This window comes from Shewanella sp. SP2S2-6 (assembly GCF_031931965.1).
GTDB lineage: Bacteria > Pseudomonadota > Gammaproteobacteria > Enterobacterales > Shewanellaceae > Shewanella > Shewanella baltica.
Genome location: NZ_JAUOEQ010000034.1, coordinates 17,115 through 37,899, shown reverse-complemented (window position 1 = coordinate 37,899; position 20,785 = coordinate 17,115). Strand labels below are relative to the sequence as shown.

Annotated in this window: 22 protein-coding genes; 9 read left to right on the top strand and 13 right to left on the bottom strand. The window is 44.6% G+C overall.

The annotated features are described in order from the left end of the window. Positions 1-6: 6 nt before the first annotated feature. From moaA to mutM, 3 genes are all read left to right on the top strand, one after another. On the top strand, positions 7-990 hold the full coding sequence (gene moaA, locus Q4Q57_RS18080; protein WP_012090646.1) for a GTP 3',8-cyclase MoaA: 984 nt from the start codon (positions 7-9) through the stop codon (positions 988-990). A gap of 90 nt (positions 991-1,080) precedes the next feature. Beyond that, on the top strand, positions 1,081-1,536 hold the full coding sequence (locus tag Q4Q57_RS18075) for a hypothetical protein (RefSeq protein WP_311891618.1): 456 nt from the start codon (positions 1,081-1,083) through the stop codon (positions 1,534-1,536). A 35-nt stretch (positions 1,537-1,571) separates the two neighbouring features. Further along, on the top strand, positions 1,572-2,387 hold the full coding sequence (mutM, locus tag Q4Q57_RS18070) for a bifunctional DNA-formamidopyrimidine glycosylase/DNA-(apurinic or apyrimidinic site) lyase (RefSeq protein ID WP_311891617.1): 816 nt from the start codon (positions 1,572-1,574) through the stop codon (positions 2,385-2,387). Positions 2,388-2,462: 75 nt separating this feature from the next. On the opposite strand, the gene Q4Q57_RS18065 is transcribed toward mutM, so the two are convergent. From Q4Q57_RS18065 to Q4Q57_RS18015, 11 genes are all read right to left on the bottom strand, one after another. Continuing rightward, positions 2,463-3,938, bottom strand: a complete 1,476-nt coding sequence (locus Q4Q57_RS18065) for a capsule assembly Wzi family protein (protein ID WP_311891616.1) — start codon at positions 3,936-3,938, stop codon at positions 2,463-2,465. 79 nt (positions 3,939-4,017) lie between these two features. Next, complete coding sequence (gene coaD, locus Q4Q57_RS18060; RefSeq protein WP_311891615.1) at positions 4,018-4,509, bottom strand: pantetheine-phosphate adenylyltransferase; 492 nt, start codon at positions 4,507-4,509, stop codon at positions 4,018-4,020. 70 nt (positions 4,510-4,579) lie between these two features. Then, positions 4,580-5,410, bottom strand: a complete 831-nt coding sequence (locus Q4Q57_RS18055; RefSeq protein ID WP_107950026.1) for a hypothetical protein — start codon at positions 5,408-5,410, stop codon at positions 4,580-4,582. Between the two features lie 20 nt (positions 5,411-5,430). Further along, positions 5,431-5,970 carry a dTDP-4-dehydrorhamnose 3,5-epimerase gene (rfbC, locus tag Q4Q57_RS18050; protein WP_311891614.1) on the bottom strand — a complete coding sequence of 180 codons (540 nt, stop codon included), beginning with the start codon at positions 5,968-5,970 and terminating at the stop codon, positions 5,431-5,433. A 10-nt stretch (positions 5,971-5,980) separates the two neighbouring features. After that, entirely contained in the window at positions 5,981-6,862 is an 882-nt protein-coding gene (gene rfbD / locus Q4Q57_RS18045; protein ID WP_311891613.1) for a dTDP-4-dehydrorhamnose reductase, read from the bottom strand. A gap of 47 nt (positions 6,863-6,909) precedes the next feature. After that, complete coding sequence (gene rfbA, locus Q4Q57_RS18040; RefSeq protein ID WP_311891612.1) at positions 6,910-7,779, bottom strand: glucose-1-phosphate thymidylyltransferase RfbA; 870 nt, start codon at positions 7,777-7,779, stop codon at positions 6,910-6,912. 88 nt (positions 7,780-7,867) lie between these two features. Continuing rightward, on the bottom strand, positions 7,868-8,926 hold the full coding sequence (rfbB, locus tag Q4Q57_RS18035) for a dTDP-glucose 4,6-dehydratase (protein WP_107950034.1): 1,059 nt from the start codon (positions 8,924-8,926) through the stop codon (positions 7,868-7,870). A gap of 229 nt (positions 8,927-9,155) precedes the next feature. Further along, positions 9,156-9,905 carry a glycosyltransferase family A protein gene (locus tag Q4Q57_RS18030; protein ID WP_311891611.1) on the bottom strand — a complete coding sequence of 250 codons (750 nt, stop codon included), beginning with the start codon at positions 9,903-9,905 and terminating at the stop codon, positions 9,156-9,158. Between the two features lie 30 nt (positions 9,906-9,935). Next, positions 9,936-10,928 (bottom strand): hypothetical protein, encoded by a 993-nt coding sequence (locus Q4Q57_RS18025; RefSeq protein WP_311891610.1) that lies wholly within the window; start codon positions 10,926-10,928, stop codon positions 9,936-9,938. A gap of 50 nt (positions 10,929-10,978) precedes the next feature. Further along, on the bottom strand, positions 10,979-12,049 hold the full coding sequence (locus Q4Q57_RS18020) for a hypothetical protein (RefSeq protein WP_311891609.1): 1,071 nt from the start codon (positions 12,047-12,049) through the stop codon (positions 10,979-10,981). A 24-nt stretch (positions 12,050-12,073) separates the two neighbouring features. Beyond that, positions 12,074-13,123 carry a glycosyltransferase family 9 protein gene (locus Q4Q57_RS18015; protein ID WP_311891608.1) on the bottom strand — a complete coding sequence of 350 codons (1,050 nt, stop codon included), beginning with the start codon at positions 13,121-13,123 and terminating at the stop codon, positions 12,074-12,076. Between the two features lie 98 nt (positions 13,124-13,221). Here Q4Q57_RS18015 and Q4Q57_RS18010 point away from each other — a divergent pair, with 98 nt between their 5' ends. Further along, the gene (locus Q4Q57_RS18010; protein ID WP_311891607.1) at positions 13,222-13,977 is read left to right on the top strand and encodes a 3-deoxy-D-manno-octulosonic acid kinase; all 756 of its coding nucleotides are present in this window, start codon (positions 13,222-13,224) and stop codon (positions 13,975-13,977) included. Between the two features lie 26 nt (positions 13,978-14,003). On the opposite strand, the gene waaA is transcribed toward Q4Q57_RS18010, so the two are convergent. Beyond that, a complete protein-coding gene (gene waaA, locus Q4Q57_RS18005) occupies positions 14,004-15,266 on the bottom strand; it encodes a lipid IV(A) 3-deoxy-D-manno-octulosonic acid transferase (RefSeq protein ID WP_311891606.1) in 1,263 nt (420 codons plus the stop codon). A gap of 142 nt (positions 15,267-15,408) precedes the next feature. On the opposite strand from waaA, the gene Q4Q57_RS18000 reads away from it, so the two are divergent. The 5 genes from Q4Q57_RS18000 to glpG all read left to right on the top strand — a co-directional run bounded on the left by Q4Q57_RS18000 (position 15,409) and on the right by glpG (position 19,886). After that, positions 15,409-16,056: a TetR/AcrR family transcriptional regulator gene (locus tag Q4Q57_RS18000; RefSeq protein WP_311891605.1), complete on the top strand. Its 648-nt coding sequence runs from the start codon at positions 15,409-15,411 to the stop codon at positions 16,054-16,056. 287 nt (positions 16,057-16,343) lie between these two features. After that, complete coding sequence (locus Q4Q57_RS17995) at positions 16,344-17,537, top strand: glycine C-acetyltransferase (RefSeq protein WP_311891604.1); 1,194 nt, start codon at positions 16,344-16,346, stop codon at positions 17,535-17,537. Positions 17,538-17,559: 22 nt separating this feature from the next. Then, positions 17,560-18,585, top strand: a complete 1,026-nt coding sequence (gene tdh / locus Q4Q57_RS17990) for an L-threonine 3-dehydrogenase (protein WP_311891603.1) — start codon at positions 17,560-17,562, stop codon at positions 18,583-18,585. 153 nt (positions 18,586-18,738) lie between these two features. Beyond that, complete coding sequence (gene glpE / locus Q4Q57_RS17985) at positions 18,739-19,044, top strand: thiosulfate sulfurtransferase GlpE (protein ID WP_006084745.1); 306 nt, start codon at positions 18,739-18,741, stop codon at positions 19,042-19,044. Next, on the top strand, positions 19,041-19,886 hold the full coding sequence (gene glpG, locus Q4Q57_RS17980) for a rhomboid family intramembrane serine protease GlpG (RefSeq protein ID WP_311891602.1): 846 nt from the start codon (positions 19,041-19,043) through the stop codon (positions 19,884-19,886). Before glpE ends, glpG begins: the two co-directional genes overlap by 4 nt. Positions 19,887-19,966: 80 nt before the next feature. Here the strand turns inward: glpG and elbB are convergent, their stop codons facing one another. Next, a complete protein-coding gene (elbB, locus tag Q4Q57_RS17975; protein WP_311891601.1) occupies positions 19,967-20,629 on the bottom strand; it encodes an isoprenoid biosynthesis glyoxalase ElbB in 663 nt (220 codons plus the stop codon). Between the last annotated feature and the right edge of the window lie 156 nt (positions 20,630-20,785).

Genomic DNA, 20,785 nt, shown 5'->3' with positions numbered 1-20,785 from the left:
GTTTTTATGAGTCTAATGGTGGATTCCTTTGGCCGTAAGGTCGAATATTTACGGCTCTCAGTCACCGACCGCTGCGACTTTCGCTGTGTCTATTGCATGACGGAAGATCCCTGTTTTCTGCCAAAGGACCACGTACTCCACCTCGAAGAATTAGCTTGGATTGCCCAAGCTTTTACCGAGCTTGGTGTGACTAAAATTCGCCTGACTGGCGGCGAGCCCTTAGTTCGCACCGATTGCGATCAGCTAGTGAGTCTGCTTGGCAAACTGCCTGGGCTGACAGATTTGTCCATGACCACCAATGGTTCAAGGCTGACAAAATTCGCTAAGCCCATGTTTGCTGCAGGATTAAAGCGCCTCAATATCAGCCTAGATACCTTAAACCCCATATTGTTTACCCAGTTAACACGTAACGGTAAGTTAGACAGAGTCATCGACGGTATCGATGCAGCCATTGCGGCGGGCTTTGAACGTATCAAGATTAATGCAGTGATTTTAAAACAACAGAACGATAATGAAGTCATTGATTTAGTTGATTTCTGCCGTGGCCGCCGTTTAGATATCGCCTTTATCGAAGAAATGCCACTTGGCGAAATAGATGAGCGTAAACGCGCCCGTCATTGCAGCAGTGATGAAGTCAAAGCCATCATAGAAAGCCGCTATCCGCTGCAGCTATCTAACAAACGTACTGGCGGCCCAGCGCGGTATTACACTATGGCCGACAGCCCAATCCATATCGGCTTTATCTCACCCCACAGCCACAACTTCTGCCACGAATGCAATCGAGTACGCGTCACAGTCGAAGGCCAATTATTGCTGTGTTTGGGCAATGAGCATGCTGTTGATCTCAAAAGCATAGTCAGGGAATTTCCCGCAGATATTGAGAGACTTAAAGCCGCTATTCTCGCGGGCATTAACCTCAAGCCTAAGCAACACGACTTTGGCAATAATCAGGTACAAATTCTACGTTTTATGAACGCCACTGGCGGTTAAGCATCCCCCCTCAATCGCTTAAGGGCTAGCATCTCAATTTGGCCGTGATAAACTCGAAGCATCACCCCATACTTAGCGTCACACATTTCTATGGCCTTAACTCGTAAGCAATGGAATAACGTCATTATTGTCGCCTGCGTCTTTATGGTCGCCGTGCTGACTTTTATGGATAACAAGACCAATAATGTTCCGAGTGATGCTCAGCTGCTATTTGACGATAATGCGCCGCTTTCACAGCTGCAACTCAATGGGATATGGCTGCACAAGCAAGCATCACAATGGGAGTGCGACACTACAGTCCTCAACTGTGATGAATGGGCAAAGGCGTGGCAAACCATACGGGTGTCTCCCTTAACGGCGGCACCAGAAACCACAGATAATCCACAAGAATTAGTCATCCAGATTGCAGATATCCGCGATGCTCTGCTGTGGATCTATTTCCCCAATGAAGGCGCTTTAAAGTCACCCGCTGGCAATTGGTATTTAGTGCCTCCGAGTTTACGAGCTAAACTACAACCGATCCTCGATGCGAAACCCGCAGCTTAATGCCGCCCCATTTTACTTAAGATAAGAAAGAATCCATGCCGGAATTACCAGAAGTTGAAGTCACCCGTCAGGGTATTGCACCCTTCCTTGTCGAGCAAACCGTGGTTGATCTTGTGATCCGCAATGGTTCGCTGCGCTGGCCAGTACCTGACATCGCCAAACAAATTATCGGCCAAGTCATACGCCAAGTGCGTCGCCGTGCTAAGTACCTGTTAATCGACACTGATGCGGGCACTAGCATAGTGCATTTAGGCATGTCGGGGAGTTTACGGATTTTGCCCCACGATACCCCAGTGGAAAAACATGACCATATAGACTTAGTGCTCGCCAACGGCCGCATTTTACGTTTTAACGATCCAAGACGATTCGGTGCTTGGCTATGGTGTGAACTCCCAGAAGAAGCTCATCCATTACTCGCCAAACTGGGGCCAGAGCCACTGACCCATGCTTTTAATGTCGCACAATTAGCGGCAGCACTAGCAGGCAAGAGAAAGGCAATTAAACTCTGCCTGATGGATAATCATATCGTGGTGGGAGTGGGTAATATTTACGCCAATGAAGCCCTGTTTGCGGCGGGCATTCACCCAGAAGCCGAAGCAGGTAAAATCGATATCGAGCGCTTGACCGTTTTAGTTGCCGAAGTGAAGCAAATCTTAGCCCACGCCATTAAGCAAGGCGGCACTACGTTGAAAGACTTCACCAATGCCGATGGCAAGCCGGGCTACTTCGCCCAAAAGCTGCATGTCTATGGTCGCGGCGGTGAAACCTGCACCAGCTGCGGTAACTTATTGAGTGAAATCCGTTTAGGCCAGCGCACCACAGTATTCTGTGGCATTTGCCAGAGACGCTAAGCATTGCGTTATATTAGAAGCAAAAATGCCAAGCATTGGCTTGGCATTTTTGTCGTTATCAGATGTGAGCTACGATTAGAAGCGATACTCAAAACTGCTAAAGAGCGTGGCATTAGTATCATTTTCTTGAACATCAAATTCCGATCTCGATACCGTTCCACCTAAGCTCCACATGCCTTTCCATACAGGCATACGGTAAGAAAGCTCAAGCATCAACAAATCTTCCTTCGGTGGTTGTGGCGCCCAAGTGCTCGCCACATTAGTGCCATCTTTATTCAACTTCGCATAACGCAATAAAGAGGTAAAACCTCGGCTGTTACTAAACTGGCCGACTAATCCCACCACAAACGTTTGAGCATCGCTATCATAGGTTGAGCCTAAAGCACGGCCATAATAACGAGAACCACTTAGATAGACAGGATCTTCATAGAAGCAATTGGCACTATCACCATCGCATTTTACATAGGTGTCCGAATATTCCATAAACAGCTTAAACTGCTTTCCCGATGTGCCAAAATGGGTATCAATCCCCCAAAGTGAGCCGCAGTCGCTGCCATTCTCACAACTATGTTCGAGATATAATCCCACAGGAATATCCTGCAAAGAACTGCTATAACGCATATCGATACTTTGGGTTCTATGGCCTGCATCGCGGCGATCTTCTGGCGCGCAATCACTTGTACCATCGAGGCAAACTGAGTTGCTGGCAACCGAATCCCACCAAGAGTTGAAGTTACAATCTTGGCCCTCTCCGCAAAAAAATGTCGACCACGACAGACCCACTTCTAGTTGCTTAATCGGTCTTGCACTTAAGCGCATATCCCACTCAGCCGTTTTAGGCACAGCACGCTCGACTTCCGTTAAGCTAAATCCAGTTTTAAATGTCCAAGGACCAATCCACGATAACCATGGCGTTTCAAAGGCTGCAGCATTATTGCGGCTCAGTGTTAGCGACTGCATAGGACGAGCGTTATTAGATCGGTGCAATGCAGAGTCAAATCCAGGCCCCCACCACTGTTCAACCGAACCTAAGGTCGCAATCCAATTACCGAAAATGATGGCAAAATATGACTCATCGAGGCGAAAATTTTTATTATCTTGTGGATCATAGGTTTCTGCCACAGTCGCCTTATAGGCAACACGCGATCCTAAATACTCGTAGGAACCCAACACTTCACCTTTCTCGCGATAATTGGAGCCATAGTGTTGAAAACGAGCAGGATCGGTCGCGCCCGAGACTTTAACCCTCGCATTGCCGCGATTATCGACAGCATTTTGATAGTAAAAGTTAACCCGAGCAAAGGCTTGCACTAGACTAGGAGAAAGCAATTCAGGCTCTACTTTTGCTAAATCGCCGCCAATTCCTGACCACATCAAGGGATAAGTATTCACAGGAACAGTGATCACACCCGCATCGGCCAACGCTTGAATATCGGCTCGAAGATAAATGTCCGAGGCATCAACCCAAGGGGCAGCAGCAAGCATTGAAGAAAAAAATAGGCCAGAGGCAATGCTAGTAGCAAGGATCGTGGGGGTTAAAAAAGCCTTCATAACATCCTTTTAAGTATCATCGCGAGGCCACAATGCCTCAAAGTTAACACAAAACGCCTACGTAAAAAACGGCTAAAATCTAAGGTTTAGCCAGCTTAAGCTTTGCTGCTAATGCTTTCGCCACTTCTGAGTGAACAAATTGGCTCACATCGCCACCATGCAAAGCGACTTCCTTTACTAAGGTTGAGGAGATAAAGGAATTTTCCTCGGCAGGCGTTAAAAACACGCTTTCCAGATCTGGGCTCAATCGACGATTCATATTTGCTAGCTGGAATTCATATTCAAAGTCAGATACCGCACGTAAGCCACGCACTAGCACACTGGCCTTTTGCTCCTTGGCAAAATCCACCAGTAAACCCGAAAATCCAACCACTTCAACATTATCCAAATGAGCGGTGACACGATTTACCAGTTCAACCCGCTCTTCTAAGGTGAATCTTGGTTGCTTAGAAGGATTGGCTGCAATACCAATAATCACATGCTTAAACAGCTTAGCCGCTCGCTCAATCAAATCGGCATGACCATTGGTAATGGGATCAAACGTCCCAGGATAAATCGCTCTTGTGTGCATAGTAAAAGTACATCCCACCGCTATCATATATTCATTAAAGGCACCCAAGAAGATACCCTAAAACACGCTGCTAACTTAATTTACGCTTAAATGCCATCCACTTCCGCCGAAAACGATTTAACGATCGCATCCACTTCTGCGGATGAAATGAAACTAACTTACCGCCACGCTGAACACAAGTTATAGACAATAGTATCTCATTGAGAATGGCGATCACCTTAAGCTTTATCAGCTCTGGATTTTTACAACTCGCGTTATACCAGCCTTTACCTTGTTTGGTAGGAAACATATAAGTCGACAAATGGTTTTGTATTTCAGCACAGCTACGGGCAAACTCAATCTTGCCATGATTGACTAGAATCGACGCTTTAAAATCATCATCGCAACCAATCTTATCGAACGGTAGTAATAGCCCGATATCCTTCATATGTACTGCCAATAAATAAGACGCAATCCACGCATCACCCGTCACCTGGTTTAACTGAATGGTCTGTTTAAAATGCTTTATATCGCCCACTACCTCACCAAAGCTAGCGCAATTAATAGCCTGACTAATAAATTTCACATTAAGGGATGAAAACGGCCAATGGTGGCAAAAAGTATCATTAGCAAAAATCAGTACATCATCATCTGCTATATTAATCTGCTGTCGAACATGGGCAAGCCCTTCGTCCCAAGCAGAAAACTCCCAACCTTTATTACTGCCTTCAAGCTCAAAATCAATAAAGTGATCATATTGAGTGGTTTGCGTACGCGCCTCAACCGTATTGTATACAACGCAGATTTTAACTTTGTCGGAAATTTTTGACAGAATATCGGCACTGTACTTAAGTGCGCTTTCCTTGTAATGCGAATAATAACTCACAAGAATTACTATCGCTTGGCGTTTTCGATCATACATTTACAGTAAACCTCGACGAACTAAAATGTAAAAGCATCGGCAAATGCCGTCCCCATCTTATCTTTAGCAGACAATATGGGAGGGACAGTTATCGGCCAAGCTATTGCTAACTCGGGATCATCCCAAGCAATACTCTGTTCAGAGGCTGGATGGTAGTAATCGGTACATTTATACACAAATTCAGCTTCATCACTCGTGACATAAAAACCATGGGCAAAGCCTGCAGGAATCCACAACTGTCTTTTATTTTCTGCGGATAAGTAAACACCAACCCAGTGGCCAAAAGTCGGGGAATTATTACGCAAATCAACTGCCACATCGAAGACTTCACCCGAGGTAACTCGTACAAGTTTGCCTTGAGTTTGCTCAGTCTGATAATGCAAACCGCGCAGTATCCCTTTACAAGACTTCGAATGATTATCCTGCACAAATAGGCAGTCGGCGACCTTTTGTTGGAAATCTCTCTGACTCCAAGTCTCCATAAAAAAGCCACGTTCATCACCGAAAACTTGAGGCTCGATAATTTTCACATCTACAATGTTAGTTTCTATAATATTCATGGTCTTACTACTATAAATAGGCCTTAATGTCTTTAAACGCCAATCGCCAATCACTCGCATAAACACCTAGGTTTGTTGCAATTTTTGTACAATTCAACCGTGAATTTAAGGGTCTTTTAGCGGCAGTGGGGTACTCAGATGTAGTAATAGGCTTAACCTTAATGTGCGTATTTAGACACCGTTGGGCATAGGCCTCGTCAAAAATATACTGTGCAAATTCATGCCAAGAAACGTAGGGTGAGCCACTAAAATGATAGATACCCCAAGGACATTCATGCTCCATTGAGCGTTTTGCCATAGCGATCAGCGTGTCGGCAATATCACCCGCATAAGTGGGACTCCCAAATTGATCACAGACAACACGAATATCCGACCGTTCACGACCAATACGCAACATCGTTTTGACAAAATTAGCCCCAGTCTCGCCAAAAACCCATGAAGTTCTCAAAACAAAATGCTGAGGATTAGTATTTATAACAGCTTGTTCACCCGCCAGCTTGGTTTCACCGTAAACACTTTGAGGATCGACTGTATCTGACTCAATATAAGGAACTTTTGCATCACCAGAAAACACATAATCGGTAGAAACGTGGATCATAGTGGCTTTAATCTTATTGGCCGCAACAGCTAAATAAAGGGGCCCCAAGTGATTTACACGCTTTGCATTAAGTTCATCTTGCTCCGCCCGATCCACCGCAGTATAAGCGGCGGCATTGATCACAACATCAGGGCGAAAACGTTCAATGCAAGCATTTACGGCCAACTCATCGGTGATATCCAGCAAGTGTCGATCCACTGCTAATAATTCCACGTAGGTATTAATGCCGCTGCTCAGTTTCTCAACCAATTGACTACCGACTTGTCCTTTGGCACCGGTGACGAGTATCTTCATCAGCTTATTTACCCACAATGAATTGAACTATATAAAAAAGCATCGGACTATCGCTTATCCATAAGTGAGACTAAATAGCGGCCATAGTCATTTTTTAACATAGGTTGAGCAAGCGCAATCAATTCAGCATCACTCAACCAGCCATTTCGCCATGCTATTTCTTCTAAGCATGCCACTTTTAGGCCTTGAACATTTTCAATTGTCTGCACAAAAGAAGAAGCCTGATGTAGACTTTCATGCGTACCAGTATCGAGCCAAGCAAAACCACGCCCAAGAATTTCAACGTTTAAACTGCCAGCATTAAGATATGTTTGATTCACATCAGTAATTTCAAGCTCACCACGGGCTGATGGCTTGATACTTTTAGCGATATCGATGACCGAATTATCATAAAAATATAGTCCCGTCACAGCCCAATTTGATTTAGGTGTAGTTGGTTTTTCTTCAATACTAATGGCGCGATAATCTTGGTCAAACTCCACAACGCCGAAACGCTCGGGATCTCTTACGTAATAGCCGAATACCGTAGCTCCAGTAGGTCGACTCGCTACCTGTCTGAGGGTTTTACTAAAAGATTGGCCATAAAAGATATTGTCGCCAAGTACCAAACAAACACTATCATTACCAATAAAATCTTCAGCAATAATAAATGCTTGCGCTAAGCCATCGGGACTCTCTTGAATTGCATAGGAAATATGGATACCAAAGTCGCGGCCATCACCCAATAATCGCTGGAAACTCGCATTATCTTCCGGCGTAGTGATCACTAATACATCACGGATTCCTGCTAGCATAAGTGTCGACAATGGATAATAGATCATGGGCTTATCATAAACAGGCAATAGCTGTTTAGAGACACCTCGAGTGATAGGATATAAACGACTACCAGAACCACCCGCAAGAATAATACCTTTCATTAAATATCCTAGATGTTAGAGCTTAGCTTTCAAGCCACGGCAAAATGACTGAAACCTAAAATCATATTAACTTTATTGAGTGAAATGGTTACACACCTAAACGTTCACGCTGATATGAACCATCAAGCACATGTTGGCACCAAGATTGATTGGCGAGGTACCATTCAACCGTTTTACGAATACCTGAATGGAAAGTCTCTTCAGGATGCCAGTCTAATTCTGACGCAATCTTAGACGCATCAATAGCATAACGCAGATCATGCCCAGGCCTATCATCAACATAGGTAATGAGATCACTATAACGATTTACGCCGTTAGGTTTTGTCGGCGCCAACTCTTCCAATAACTCACAAATAGCCATCACAACATCGATATTTTTCTGCTCGTTATGCCCACCGATATTATAAGTCTCACCAATAACGCCCTGAGTCACGACTCGATAAAGTGCGCGGGCATGATCTTCCACATATAACCAGTCACGGATCTGTTGGCCGTTACCATAGACAGGTAAAGCCTTGCCTTCCAAAGCATTCAAGATCATCAAGGGAATAAGCTTCTCGGGGAAATGGAAGGGCCCATAGTTATTCGAACAATTTGTGACAATAACTGGCAAGCCGTAAGTGCGATGCCAGGCACGCACTAAATGATCGCTCGACGCCTTAGAGGCAGAATACGGACTACTGGGCGCATAAGATGTCGTCTCAGTGAAAAGATCCGTCATATTAGGCAAATCACCAAACACTTCGTCGGTAGAAATATGGTGAAATCTAAACCGTGACTGTCGCTCAGCATCGAGTCCACGCCAATAATGACGAGCCGTTTCCAGCAACTGATATGTGCCTATAATATTGGTTTCAATAAAAGCGGCAGGACCATCGATCGAACGATCGACATGACTTTCAGCAGCAAGATGCATAACAACATCAGGTTGATGAGCAGAAAATACACGGTCTAACTCTGCTCTGTCACAAATATCAACTTTTTCAAATTGATAGCTTGGATTCGATTCAACGCCAGCCAGAGATTCTAAGTTACCCGCATAGGTCAATTTATCGAGATTCACGATCGAGTCTTCGGTGTTACTTAAGATATACCGGATCAATGCTGAACCAATAAACCCTGCACCACCCGTTACTAAGATCTTCATTCCAACCTCAAAAAATTATCACAAAAATTATGAGGTTTATGATATCAAACCACTCATTAAAAGATATATGCAGCGACCACAGAAGGCAGAGTATGAGCAAATTTCACACTCCAAAATGGACACAAAGTAAACTCAAATCAAATTGAGCTTATTCACACATCAGATAATCAGATGTATTTTTACTCGCTCATATTCTCGCCTTGTTGCACTATCTATCTGTATTTATCTTCTATCTTTTTAGTATGCTATGCATTTTTGACTTAAATCGTCTAAAGGCAACATTAAAATCTTTACGCCACTTAGCTATATTAGTTTTATATCGAATGCCTCGATGATAACCTATATGCCTAACACTACCTTCAGGGAAGATTGCAGCTTTAAATCCTAGCTCATAGTATTTATTACCAGTACCACTTTCACTGGCATATTGGGCGATTGGTGCAATAATCTGATAATCAGCTAAACGTCTTAAACCTGGATTTAAAGTAAAACCATGCCAATAGACACCATGAAGTAAGTCATTTGTATGCATTATTTGATACTTTAACGACTCATCGGTAGGACAAGTATATAACTCAGGCAACACTGAATGCCCATTAGTATCACTTGTTTCACGCAGCCAAACGGTTACAACTTTCTCATCTGAAAGTAACACTTTAAGCGAGTTTTCAACAAACCCTGAACGATAAAACTCCCAATCATCTTCACAATGAAAAATATATTCAGAAGTGACTAATGAATAGGCTTTGTCGATACTTTTCATTTGTCCTAATTGAGGTTCATTATGAACCAGAGTAAATTCAACCCCTTTGAACTTACTGAGTGTTTTTTCAAGTTTTTCACGATTGTGGCTATCTTCTATAACAATATATTGTGATATAGGATAAGTATTATACTTTAAAAAACTTTCAATTGTTTTTTCAAGTAAGTCAAAACGATTACAACTCGTGATAACTAGTGAAACTGTGCTATTACTCATAACTATTCCTCACAACAGGTCCATCATAAATTAAAACCTCTCCAACCGCTTCATAACGCATTCATCTAAATCAATACCATTTAAATCCTGAAAAAGCTGGTGTAAGCGGGTAATTCTTAATGGTGGATTTCTTTTAAATAATACATAAATGATAGTATTGAATGTTTTTCGTGTTCGTAACCAATACTCAATAACGTTATGATATTTTCGTAGATTCTTTATAGAATCTTCGCTAATAAAGTCATCTAAACTAACAACGTCTGAATTTGAAGCATATTGCTGCATAACCTCATCACGCTTTTTTGGCTCCAAATTTAAAAATCCATAACCATTTTTCAAATGCTTTAGGTGAAAATACATTATCCCCATATATTTTTTTTCAATTTTCCTACCAACAAATCTAAATGCCTCAACATTTTTTTCTTGTGAGAAGTAGATATCTGAAGAAACAGGAAAGTACATATGATCCCCAGTACCAACTAGAGGTTCTCTTTTATAAACCCCTAATTTAGCATTCGTATCTAAAGCTAAATTCACACCGGAGAATGTATATATTTTATTAACACCCAATAACATATCACGTCTAATTTCCGTTATTACTGGAGTCAGATTTTTGTCGATAGCAACATGATCATCGTCTAATTTTGTTGCTATTTTATAGCTAGCTTTTGAAAGAGCATAATTATAAAAATTTGCCAAACTATGAACATTATCTGTTACGCAGCTATTATGTTCATCTGAAAAAATAGGATGTACTTTAGGTAAATATTCAAAAATCTTTATTTTTTCAGGGTATTTCTCTTTTAATTCATTTAATATTTCAGCAGTGTTATCTGCACAATCATTATAACAGGCAACAATCTCATCATAATAAAGTAAATGAGACTCAATACTAAGTCTTAAAAATTCTGCACCATTTTTTATACGAAGAATGGCACTTATACCTGGTAATCTTGGTTTATCCAAACTAGTCAAATCGACGATAAAGTCACAATAATCACACACATTTTCATTAACACTCATAACTTGAGAGCCTCTAAATTCTTTAAAAAGAATAAATTTAAGATTTTCCCTTAAAACTTAATCCACTGTTCTAACTGCTTTATCACAAGCTCAAGTCCATCCAATTTAGAATCTTTATTTAAACTTGTTGCCAATCGCATAATACCATCGGAAGATAATAACTGCTTAATATTACCATTAAGCGTATCAAGCTCAATCTCACAGCCAAAAGCAACATTTGCAGATATACATTTTTCAATTCGTGGCGGCTGATCCTTCGATACAGGAACCGCTAATGTCGGTTTGTGCAGCGCTATCGCTTGTAATAAAGTATCTCCACCGCTCAATACGGCAGCCTTAGCCGCGGCCAAAATATTAATAAATTGCTGATTATTCAATTGAGGAATAACAACTACCCCCTCAAGCTCAGGCAGAGGATTTGGATAATTAGGGCCAAAAACCATGACACTTGTTATGCCAGATGCTTTATAGCTTTCATGAGCGGCCTGAGCAAAAATATCTGCGGCTAATTCGCCATTTACCTTGTGCCCACCAGAACCCGCATTAAATAATACAAACTCATTTTGCGTTAGCTGATATTGCGCTAATAATGCCGCTTGAGTGCTTGCATCGGGCTGAGTAAAGACAGGACCTATATTCAAAGGCGCGGGTTTATTAATGAGTTTCAGCTTCAGGCGATCTAACCAACTGATAGGACCGATCACAAATTCTGGTTGCACGACCCAATGACAATCCGTCACTAAAGCGCGGCCAATTTTCATTCCACGGCTACGCTTACGCTTGTGCTGGCTGAGAAATATGACCTTAGCGCCGAGTTTATGGGCATGGACTAACTGTGATTTACGCCCAGAAGCATCGAACAATACTATATCGGGCAGGTAATCAGACATGATTTGATTCACCGCTTTGACTTGTTTAGTCGGCGTATCTTCAAGTAGCACTGCCGGATAAGGGCATTGAGCCGCATAGGGTGCTTGTTCACTTAAAATAAACTTTATCTCGGCATTCGGCCAAGTTCTTTTCACCTCATCGGCAATGATCATTGAGCGCATATACTCACCTATGCCCTCAGCCGATGAGACTGGGATAAACAAGAACTTAGGGGCTTTTTGAGGAGCCATAATTAACCTTTAATCCAAATAAATTTATTCTGAAGTTTTAGTGTCATACGCCACCAGATCAAACTTCTCAATCACAGCTTCAACACTAATCAATGACATTAGATGCTCGCCTTTAGCGCGAGTTCCCCACTTAATTTGTCCACTATGCTGCAACCTGATGGCCTCATCATAGGCGCTCGCCACATATTGCTGCGATAAATACGGACCCGTGCGCCCGGGATTGGAATGGGCATATAAACCAATGACTGGCGTGCCTTGGGTCACCGCCATATGCGCAGGACCGGTATCTGGCGCTAACACTAAACTGGCGCGTTTTAGCAGCGCTAAGAGTTGAGTCAGACTGGTTTTGCCCACTAAATTATCGATTTTAGAAGGGCAAGCCTGCAAGATTTGCTCGGCTAAATCCTTCTCAAGCTGAGTTGGGCCACCGCACAGCATGACTCTAAACCCTTTAGCAATCGCATGACTCGCGACGGCAGCATAACGCTCGGGCAACCAGTTACGTTCAGCCTTACTCGCGGCAGCGCAAATGATAAAGACTTTTTCATTATCTTTAATCTGCGTCTGGGCAAATTCAGTATCCGCAATGGGTACAGGAATATGCCATTGGGGAGTGAGATCCTTGACGCCAATCGCCTTAGCGAAGCCCATAAATCCTTCGAGCACATGGGGCTTGGCCAAGGGCTCAACCCTACGATTCGTCACTAGCCACTGGCCTTCTTTAGCGCGGGCACGATCAAAACCTATGCGCACCTTTGCCGAAATGGCTAATGAAGCCAAGGTTGCACGTAGCGCAACCTGCATATGCAGCAGCACGTCAAAACGTCGGCCTTTTAAGGCCTTACGCAAATTAAAATAGCTGCGCCATCCTTGAGATTTATCGAAAATAACAAACTCAATACCAGGTAAATGCTTCAACAATTGATATTCGAGTTTACCGATCACCCATGTGATTTTGAGCTCGGGGTATTGCCGCTGAATCGCCTGCACCATAGCCACGGCATGACAGACGTCACCGATAGCGGATAAGCGCAGCAAACAAAGGGAATTCATGGTATTGGGATTTAAACTCATTGGGATTGAAGCTAAAAGCTCTTAAGGTTATTTGGCGCAAGCTAAGGATCTTAATGTAGAATGGTCCTAGGTGCCACGCTTAAGTCAACAAATCTCCCATGAATGCTCAGATACAGCTCATAAAAACCGCCCAAGGTCACATGGCGCTTTGCCAAGATACACCAACAGATATCGATCCCGCGTGGTTCTCGGTGGATTTTTGGCGAGCTAAAAATGCTGTCGTCGGTTCATCAAAAGGCCGCTACACCACTTGGTTTGTGGCATTTGAGCACAGTCATTGGGTATTGCGGCATTATTGGCGTGGCGGCTTAATGGAGAAATTCAGCAAAGACGCTTACGTTTATACTGGCCTCGAAAATACCCGCGCCATGGGTGAGTTACGCTTATTAAACATTTTGTATCACGAAAATTTTGCCGTACCTAAGCCGATTGCCGCCAACATAGTACGCGATGGATTATTTTACCGCGCCGATATCATTATCGAACGGGTCGAAGGCGCCGAAGATTTAGTCGCTAAACTCAGCAAAGGGATAATAAGCACTGAGCAATGGCAGGCGTTGGGAGCAACTATCGCCCAATTCCACCTGCGCGGTGTATACCACGCCGATCTCAATGCCAAAAATATTCTGTTCCAGCCTGCGCAAACTGCACCCATAACGCCAGAGCGCTTTTATCTTATCGATTTCGACCGCGGTGAGTTAAAAACACCGAGCCCGCAATGGCAGCAATCGAATCTAGACAGACTGTTACGCTCCTTTAATAAAGAACAAGGCAAACTGCCAAACCTTGCCTTCACTGCCGATAACTGGTCATCACTGCTGCTGGGCTACCAAGCGGCGATGCAAAGCGCCTGAACCACTAAATAAATTATCTTGTTGAATTAATTGATTAATGATTGCGCGAGAAGAAATTGTCGTTGCAAGGCACCGCGATTTGCCTCAACCACTGCCAATCCCGCGTTTGCTGCCAGCTGGCGCAACTCAGGTTTCGCAAAATAGGCAATCAAGTTAGCCGCCAGTTCATCCGACGAAGTGACAACCCTTAACCCACCAGCATCCGCCAACATCTGCGTAATTTGGGCAAAGTCCCAATGGTTCGGCCCCACCATAACAGGCACGCCCATAGCGACTGGCTCCAAGGGATTATGGCCACCATTATTGATCAGCGTGCCACCGACAAAGGCTTGGTCCGCCGCGCCGTAAAAAGTCAGAAGTTCACCCATGGTATCGCCCACCAGCACTTGAGTCGTTGCCGTCACAGGAAGATTACTGCTGCGACGAATTAATTCAAAACCTTGGCTGGCAACAACCTCAGCAACGGCAGAAAACTGCTCAGGATGACGCGGCGCAATAATCATCAAGGCATCGGGCCACAGAGCCAATAATTTCCTATGGGCGGCGAGCATGGCGTCAAATTCTCCAGGATGCACACTGCCAGCAACCCAAATCGGCGAGGTTTCACGCCCCCAAGCCTGACGCAACTGCTTGGCATTAGCTAAACGCTCAGGCGTAATACTGAGATCAAATTTCAAGCTACCGCATACTGTCACTCTGTCCGGCGATACTCCTAACTCGATAAAACGTTGCGCTTCTACTTGAGTCTGCACCGCAATAACATCGAGTCGTTGCAACATAGGTCGACTGAGTTTAGGGCGCTTAGTATATTGCGCCGCCGACTTGGCCGATAAGCGAGCATTCGCTAACATCAAGCGCACACCGCGTTTGGCAGCAACAGCAACCAAGTTAGGCCACAGTTCGGTTTCCATAATGATGCAAGATTTAGGTGAGACTTGGCGCAAGAAACGCCGCACGCACCAAGGTAAGTCAAAGGGCAAATAACAATGTTGCACTGAGTCACCAAAGGCTTTGCGCACCTGCGCAGATCCTGTTGGACTGGTTGTGGTAACCGTAATACTTAGCTCAGGGTGTGATTGCATAATCAAACGGATCAAGGGGATTGCCGCGAGCGTTTCCCCCATAGACACAGAATGGATCAGTAAATCCGTCGATTTTAGTCGGGTTAATCCAAAACGCTCCCCCCAACGACCGCGGTAATCAGGGCTTTTAATAGCACGAAATGCTAAATAGACGATTAGCAAAGGGGATAATAAATATAATATCGTGGAATAGAGAAAACGATTCATTAAAAACGTGCTTATGAGTTTTGCCTGATGAATGGCGGCAATGTTAGCATATGCACCAAATTAGGGATAATTTACCAGCAGTATGGCGGTCGTTGGTTAACTCTATCTATGATGTGGCGTTCACTAGCAATTTGGATAACTTATGAAAACCCGCGACAAAATAATCTATGCCAGTCTTGAACTGTTCAACGAGCATGGCGAAAGAAACATCACCACCAATCACATTGCCGCTCACTTAAATATGAGTCCCGGGAATCTTTATTACCATTTTCGCAATAAAGAAGACATTATCTGCTGTATTTTCAGCTTATATGAGAATCATCTCGAATCGGGTTTCCAACCCTATGAAGATAAGCAAGTGGATGTGGAACTGTTAATCGGCTACTTCGATGCGATGTTCTATACCCTGTGGCAATTCCGCTTCATGTACGCCAACCTTGCGGATATTCTCGCCCGCGATGAAGAGCTAAAAAAACGTTATTTGCATGCACAGCAACAAGTCTTAACGCGTTCGAGCCACGTGCTGCATAAACTTAAGCAAGATGGCTTTTTGAACTTAGAGAGCGACAAAATCACGCCACTGGCGGATACCATCAAGATGATCGTCAGCTTTTGGATTGGTTACCAACTCACGCAATCCAGCACATCGACCATCACTAAAGCGACACTTTATGAAGGCGTATTAAGGGTGCTGATGATTTTCAAAGCCTATGCAACCCCGACATCCGTCGCAACGTTTACTCGCCTAGAGCAACATTACCACGCGCTAGCGAATCAAGAATCCCTCTAGCATCATCCCAAACACCTTTGTTGGGAACTCGCATTCGGTACTAAACTCAAAGCTATCATAGTGCTGAGTGCGAGCCCGTTTTTCGCTCTACATTCCTTAAAAGAAGACTCAGCCAAACAGTGGCAAACTTATGTTGCACATTAGTTTTTATAATGTAAAAACCACTTTGACCCTAAACTAGTTTATCTTGCGAACCTGCATGAAAAAAAGGCTGTAGGCCGATTAGGTTTAGAGTTAGAATGCCGCCACTCCCAAAATCAGAATAAAGTTAACTAAGGAGATATCAGGTGGCCTCTACCTCATTCTACGCACAGATTAATCAACAGCTTGCAGACATCAAAGCCGAAGGCTTATATAAAAGCGAGCGTGTTATTGCCTCACCGCAACAGACAGCCATTCAAGTTAATCAGCAAGAAGTTATTAACTTTTGCGCGAATAATTACTTAGGCTTAGCGAATCACCCAGAGCTAATCAAAGCCGCCCAACAGGGCTTAGACAGCCACGGCTTTGGTATGGCGTCGGTGCGCTTTATTTGCGGCACGCAAGATATCCATAAAAAGCTAGAAGCTAGCCTAAGCGAATTCCTCGGCACTGAAGACACCATTCTTTACTCTTCATGTTTTGATGCAAACGCCGGTTTATTCGAAACCTTGTTAGATGCAGAAGACGCGATTATTTCCGACGCGTTAAACCATGCTTCTATCATCGACGGTGTACGTTTATGTAAAGCAAAGCGTTTCCGTTATGCCAACAACGACATGGCCGATTTAGAAACTCAGCTGATCGCCGCTAAAGAAGCTGGCGCCCGTAACATCTTGATTGCCACCGATGGCGTATTTTCGATGGACGGCGTGATTGCTAATCTGCAAGGCGTATGTGATTTAGCCGATAAATACGGCGCACTGGTGATGGTCGATGACTCTCACGCGGTAGGCTTTATCGGCGCAAACGGCCGTGGCACCCACGAATATTGCAATGTGATGGACAGAGTCGACATCATCACAGGCACCTTAGGCAAAGCACTAGGCGGCGCATCGGGCGGTTTCACTTCGGGTAAAAAAGAAGTCATCGACTGGTTACGCCAGCGTTCACGTCCTTACCTGTTCTCTAACTCATTAGCGCCGTCAATCGTGACTGCGTCTATCCATGTGTTAGAAATGCTGAAATCAGGCCAAGCCCTGCGCGAAGCCGTATGGGAAAACAGCCGTTATTTCCGTGAGCAAATGTCAGCAGCTGGCTTTACCTTAGGCGGCGCCGACCACGCGATTATCCCTGTGATGATTGGCGATGCGAAACTGGCGGGCGACTTTGCTAACCGCTTATTAGCAGAACATATTTATGTTATTGGCTTCTCATTCCCTGTGGTTCCTAAGGGACAAGCCCGTATCCGTACGCAAATGTCAGCGGCACATACCCGTGAGCAACTCGACAAAGCGATTACCGCCTTTACCCTTATTGCCAAAGAAATGGGCATTATTTAACCCCTATTTAGGACTTGAGACAATGAAAGCACTAAGCAAGTTAAAAGCCGAAAAAGGTATTTGGTTAGTCGATGCGCCTAAGCCAGTAATGGGCCACAACGATCTGCTGATCAAAATTAAAAAAACGGCGATTTGTGGCACCGACATGCACATCTACAACTGGGACGAATGGTCGCAAAAAACCATTCCAGTGCCTATGATTGTCGGCCACGAATATGTGGGTGAAGTGGTTGATATCGGACAAGAAGTGCGTGGTTTTAACATTGGCGATCGCGTATCTGGCGAAGGTCATATCACCTGTGGTCACTGCCGTAACTGCCGCGCTGGCCGCACCCATTTATGCCGCAACACCTCTGGTGTCGGTGTAAACCGTGAAGGTTCATTCGCGGAATACTTAGTGATCCCTGCCTTTAACGCCTTTAAAATCCCTGATGACATCAGCGATGATTTAGCATCAATTTTCGACCCATTCGGTAACGCCGTTCACACAGCGTTGTCCTTCGATTTAGTCGGCGAAGACGTGTTGATCACAGGCGCAGGCCCAATCGGCATTATGGCTGCGGCCGTATGTCGTCACGTAGGTGCGCGCCATGTGGTGATCACCGACGTCAACGAATACCGCTTAGAGCTGGCCCGTAAAATGGGTGCCACTCGCGCAGTCAACGTGTCTAAAGAAAGCCTGAAAGACGTGATGAAGGAACTGGGCATGACCGAAGGTTTCGACGTCGGTTTAGAAATGTCTGGCGTACCATCAGCCTTCCACGCCATGTTAGATACCATGAACCACGGCGGCAAAGTCGCTATGCTGGGTATTCCTGGTGGCGAAATGGCGATTGATTGGAGCAAAGTGATCTTCAAAGGTTTGGTCATTAAAGGCATCTACGGCCGCGAAATGTTCGAAACTTGGTACAAGATGGCGAGCCTTATCCAATCAGGCTTAGATATTTCGCCTATCATCACTCACCACTTCAAGATTGATGATTTCCAACAAGGTTTCGACGCTATGGGCTCGGGCCAATCGGGTAAAGTGATCCTCAGCTGGGATTAATCCTGCAGAGCATTACTTATACCCAAACGACCTGAAGATGCAGGATTCGTATCTTCAGATAGCTTGGGTATCGATGGGGCTGTACACTCGCAGCCCCTTGTTGCACACTTATCCCATCTTGATTTCCATCTCTTAGCTCTGTCAGGTTTTATTATGTCTTCCTTTAAACACTTAAGCGTTAATCAATTGCTGCAAATGACCGAAGCACAGCCAGTGCAAATCGTCGATATCCGCGATGGCAATAGCTTCACCAACGGCCATATTGCAGGTGCAACTAACCTGAATAACGAAAACCTAGCGCAATTTATTAGCCAAGCCGATATGGACAGCCCGCTAGTGGTGGTTTGTTACCACGGTATGAGCAGCCAAAATGCGGCACAGTATTTATGCGAGCAAGGGTTTGATGACGTTTACAGTCTAGACGGCGGCTATAGCGCCTGGCATGAGGCAAATGCATGATAGAAATTGGCCGACTCCCCAACAGTAGAGCCGCGCAGGCATTTGTCGATTACCTCAAAGGTGAACACATTGACTGCCAAATTGAGCCGCTGGAGCAAGGTGTCGCCATTCTCGTCATCCATGACAAAGATCTGGAGCAAGCGCGCACAGAGTTTGCCCATTTCATGGCTCATCCCTACGACAGTAAATATCTGCAAGCCTCGTGGGAACACGGCGATACCCAAACTAAGATAGATTACGGTGCCCCTTCGCTACAGTTGTTTACCCAATTCATTACCGGCGCAGGCCCAGTCACGTTGATCGTTTTTGCGGTTTGCGTACTCATTTTTGCGGCGATGAACTTAGGGTTCGTCAACCAAACCTACGCAGCACTGTCCTATTTTGGCGCGGTACCAAATTCAGAGTTCAGTCAATTCTGGCGCGTTTTCACTCCGAGCCTGCTGCATTTTTCAGCCATGCACGTCATCTTTAACTTGCTCTGGTGGTGGTATTTAGGCGGTAAAATCGAAACCCGAATCGGCACAGCACCATTGCTAATCTTGCTGTTTGTGGCGGGCACACTGCCAAACGTCATCCAATATTATGTCGGTGGACCTAACTTTGGCGGGCTATCCGGCGTTGTGTATGCCGTGGTGGGCTACACTTGGATCATGGGGATACGTAAACCTGTGGCAGGTATAGGCTTACCGCCATCATATATGGCCTTTATGATGATTTGGTTGGCATTGGGATTCACGGATATTCTAGGGGTTGCCGTTGCGAACGGTGCCCACATTGGTGGCTTACTCATAGGGTTAGCCCAAGGTTTATTCGATAGCCGCAAGTCCTCAAGCTCAATCTAATCCCGTTATACCAAGATAAATCCAGAAGAACGCATGGGATTTATCTTGGTTCAATGACGCGCTCTTACACTTCTACAAACCTAACGCGCGTCAGTCATCTCCAGTACCTTAGCAACCAGCTTCTCGATGCCTGAATGCGCTTCAGCAATACTTCCAGCCAACATATAAGCGGGAGTGCTGACAATCCGATTGGCTTCATCCACGACGATCTCATGCACAGTGGCGACTTGATGCTCTCCACCCATCAAATTAAACGCCGCGGCAGTATCGCTATCATTACCGATAGTGCCTTTTACACCATGGGGATATAAACGCGGGATCATCATAGGGGCGATACAGATAAAGCCAACGGGCTTTTTCGCCAAGATGAACTCATTAATAAAATCAGTGACCAGCGGGTTCACTTCACACTCGCTGCCGTTCGTCGCAAAATTACACAGATTTTTTGCCGCACCAAAACCACCGGGAATGATCAAGGCATCAAATTCGGCGATAGCTAATTCTGTGGTCGCTTTAACTTCGCCACGGGCGATACGCGCCGACTCCACCAGCACATTACGACTTGCAGCAGCATCGACCTCGCCAGTGAAATGATCTACCACATGCATCTGTTTGATATCAGGTGCAAAACATTGGTAGTGAGCCCCCGCTTTGGATAAGCATAAAAGCGTTAAAACCGATTCATGGATCTCTGTTCCATCGAAAACACCGCATCCACTCAGTAACACTGCGACTTTTTTCATTAAAAATATCCTTCTTATGTCATTAAGTTTTAACAAACTACAAACAAACTAGTTGATCTGATTAAAAATCGTGCTAACTTAATTCGTCGAATCTGACGGGTGCCGAAAATTAAGCCAATCCTTAGATGTATTTTACAGAGTCAATAAAAAATCCAC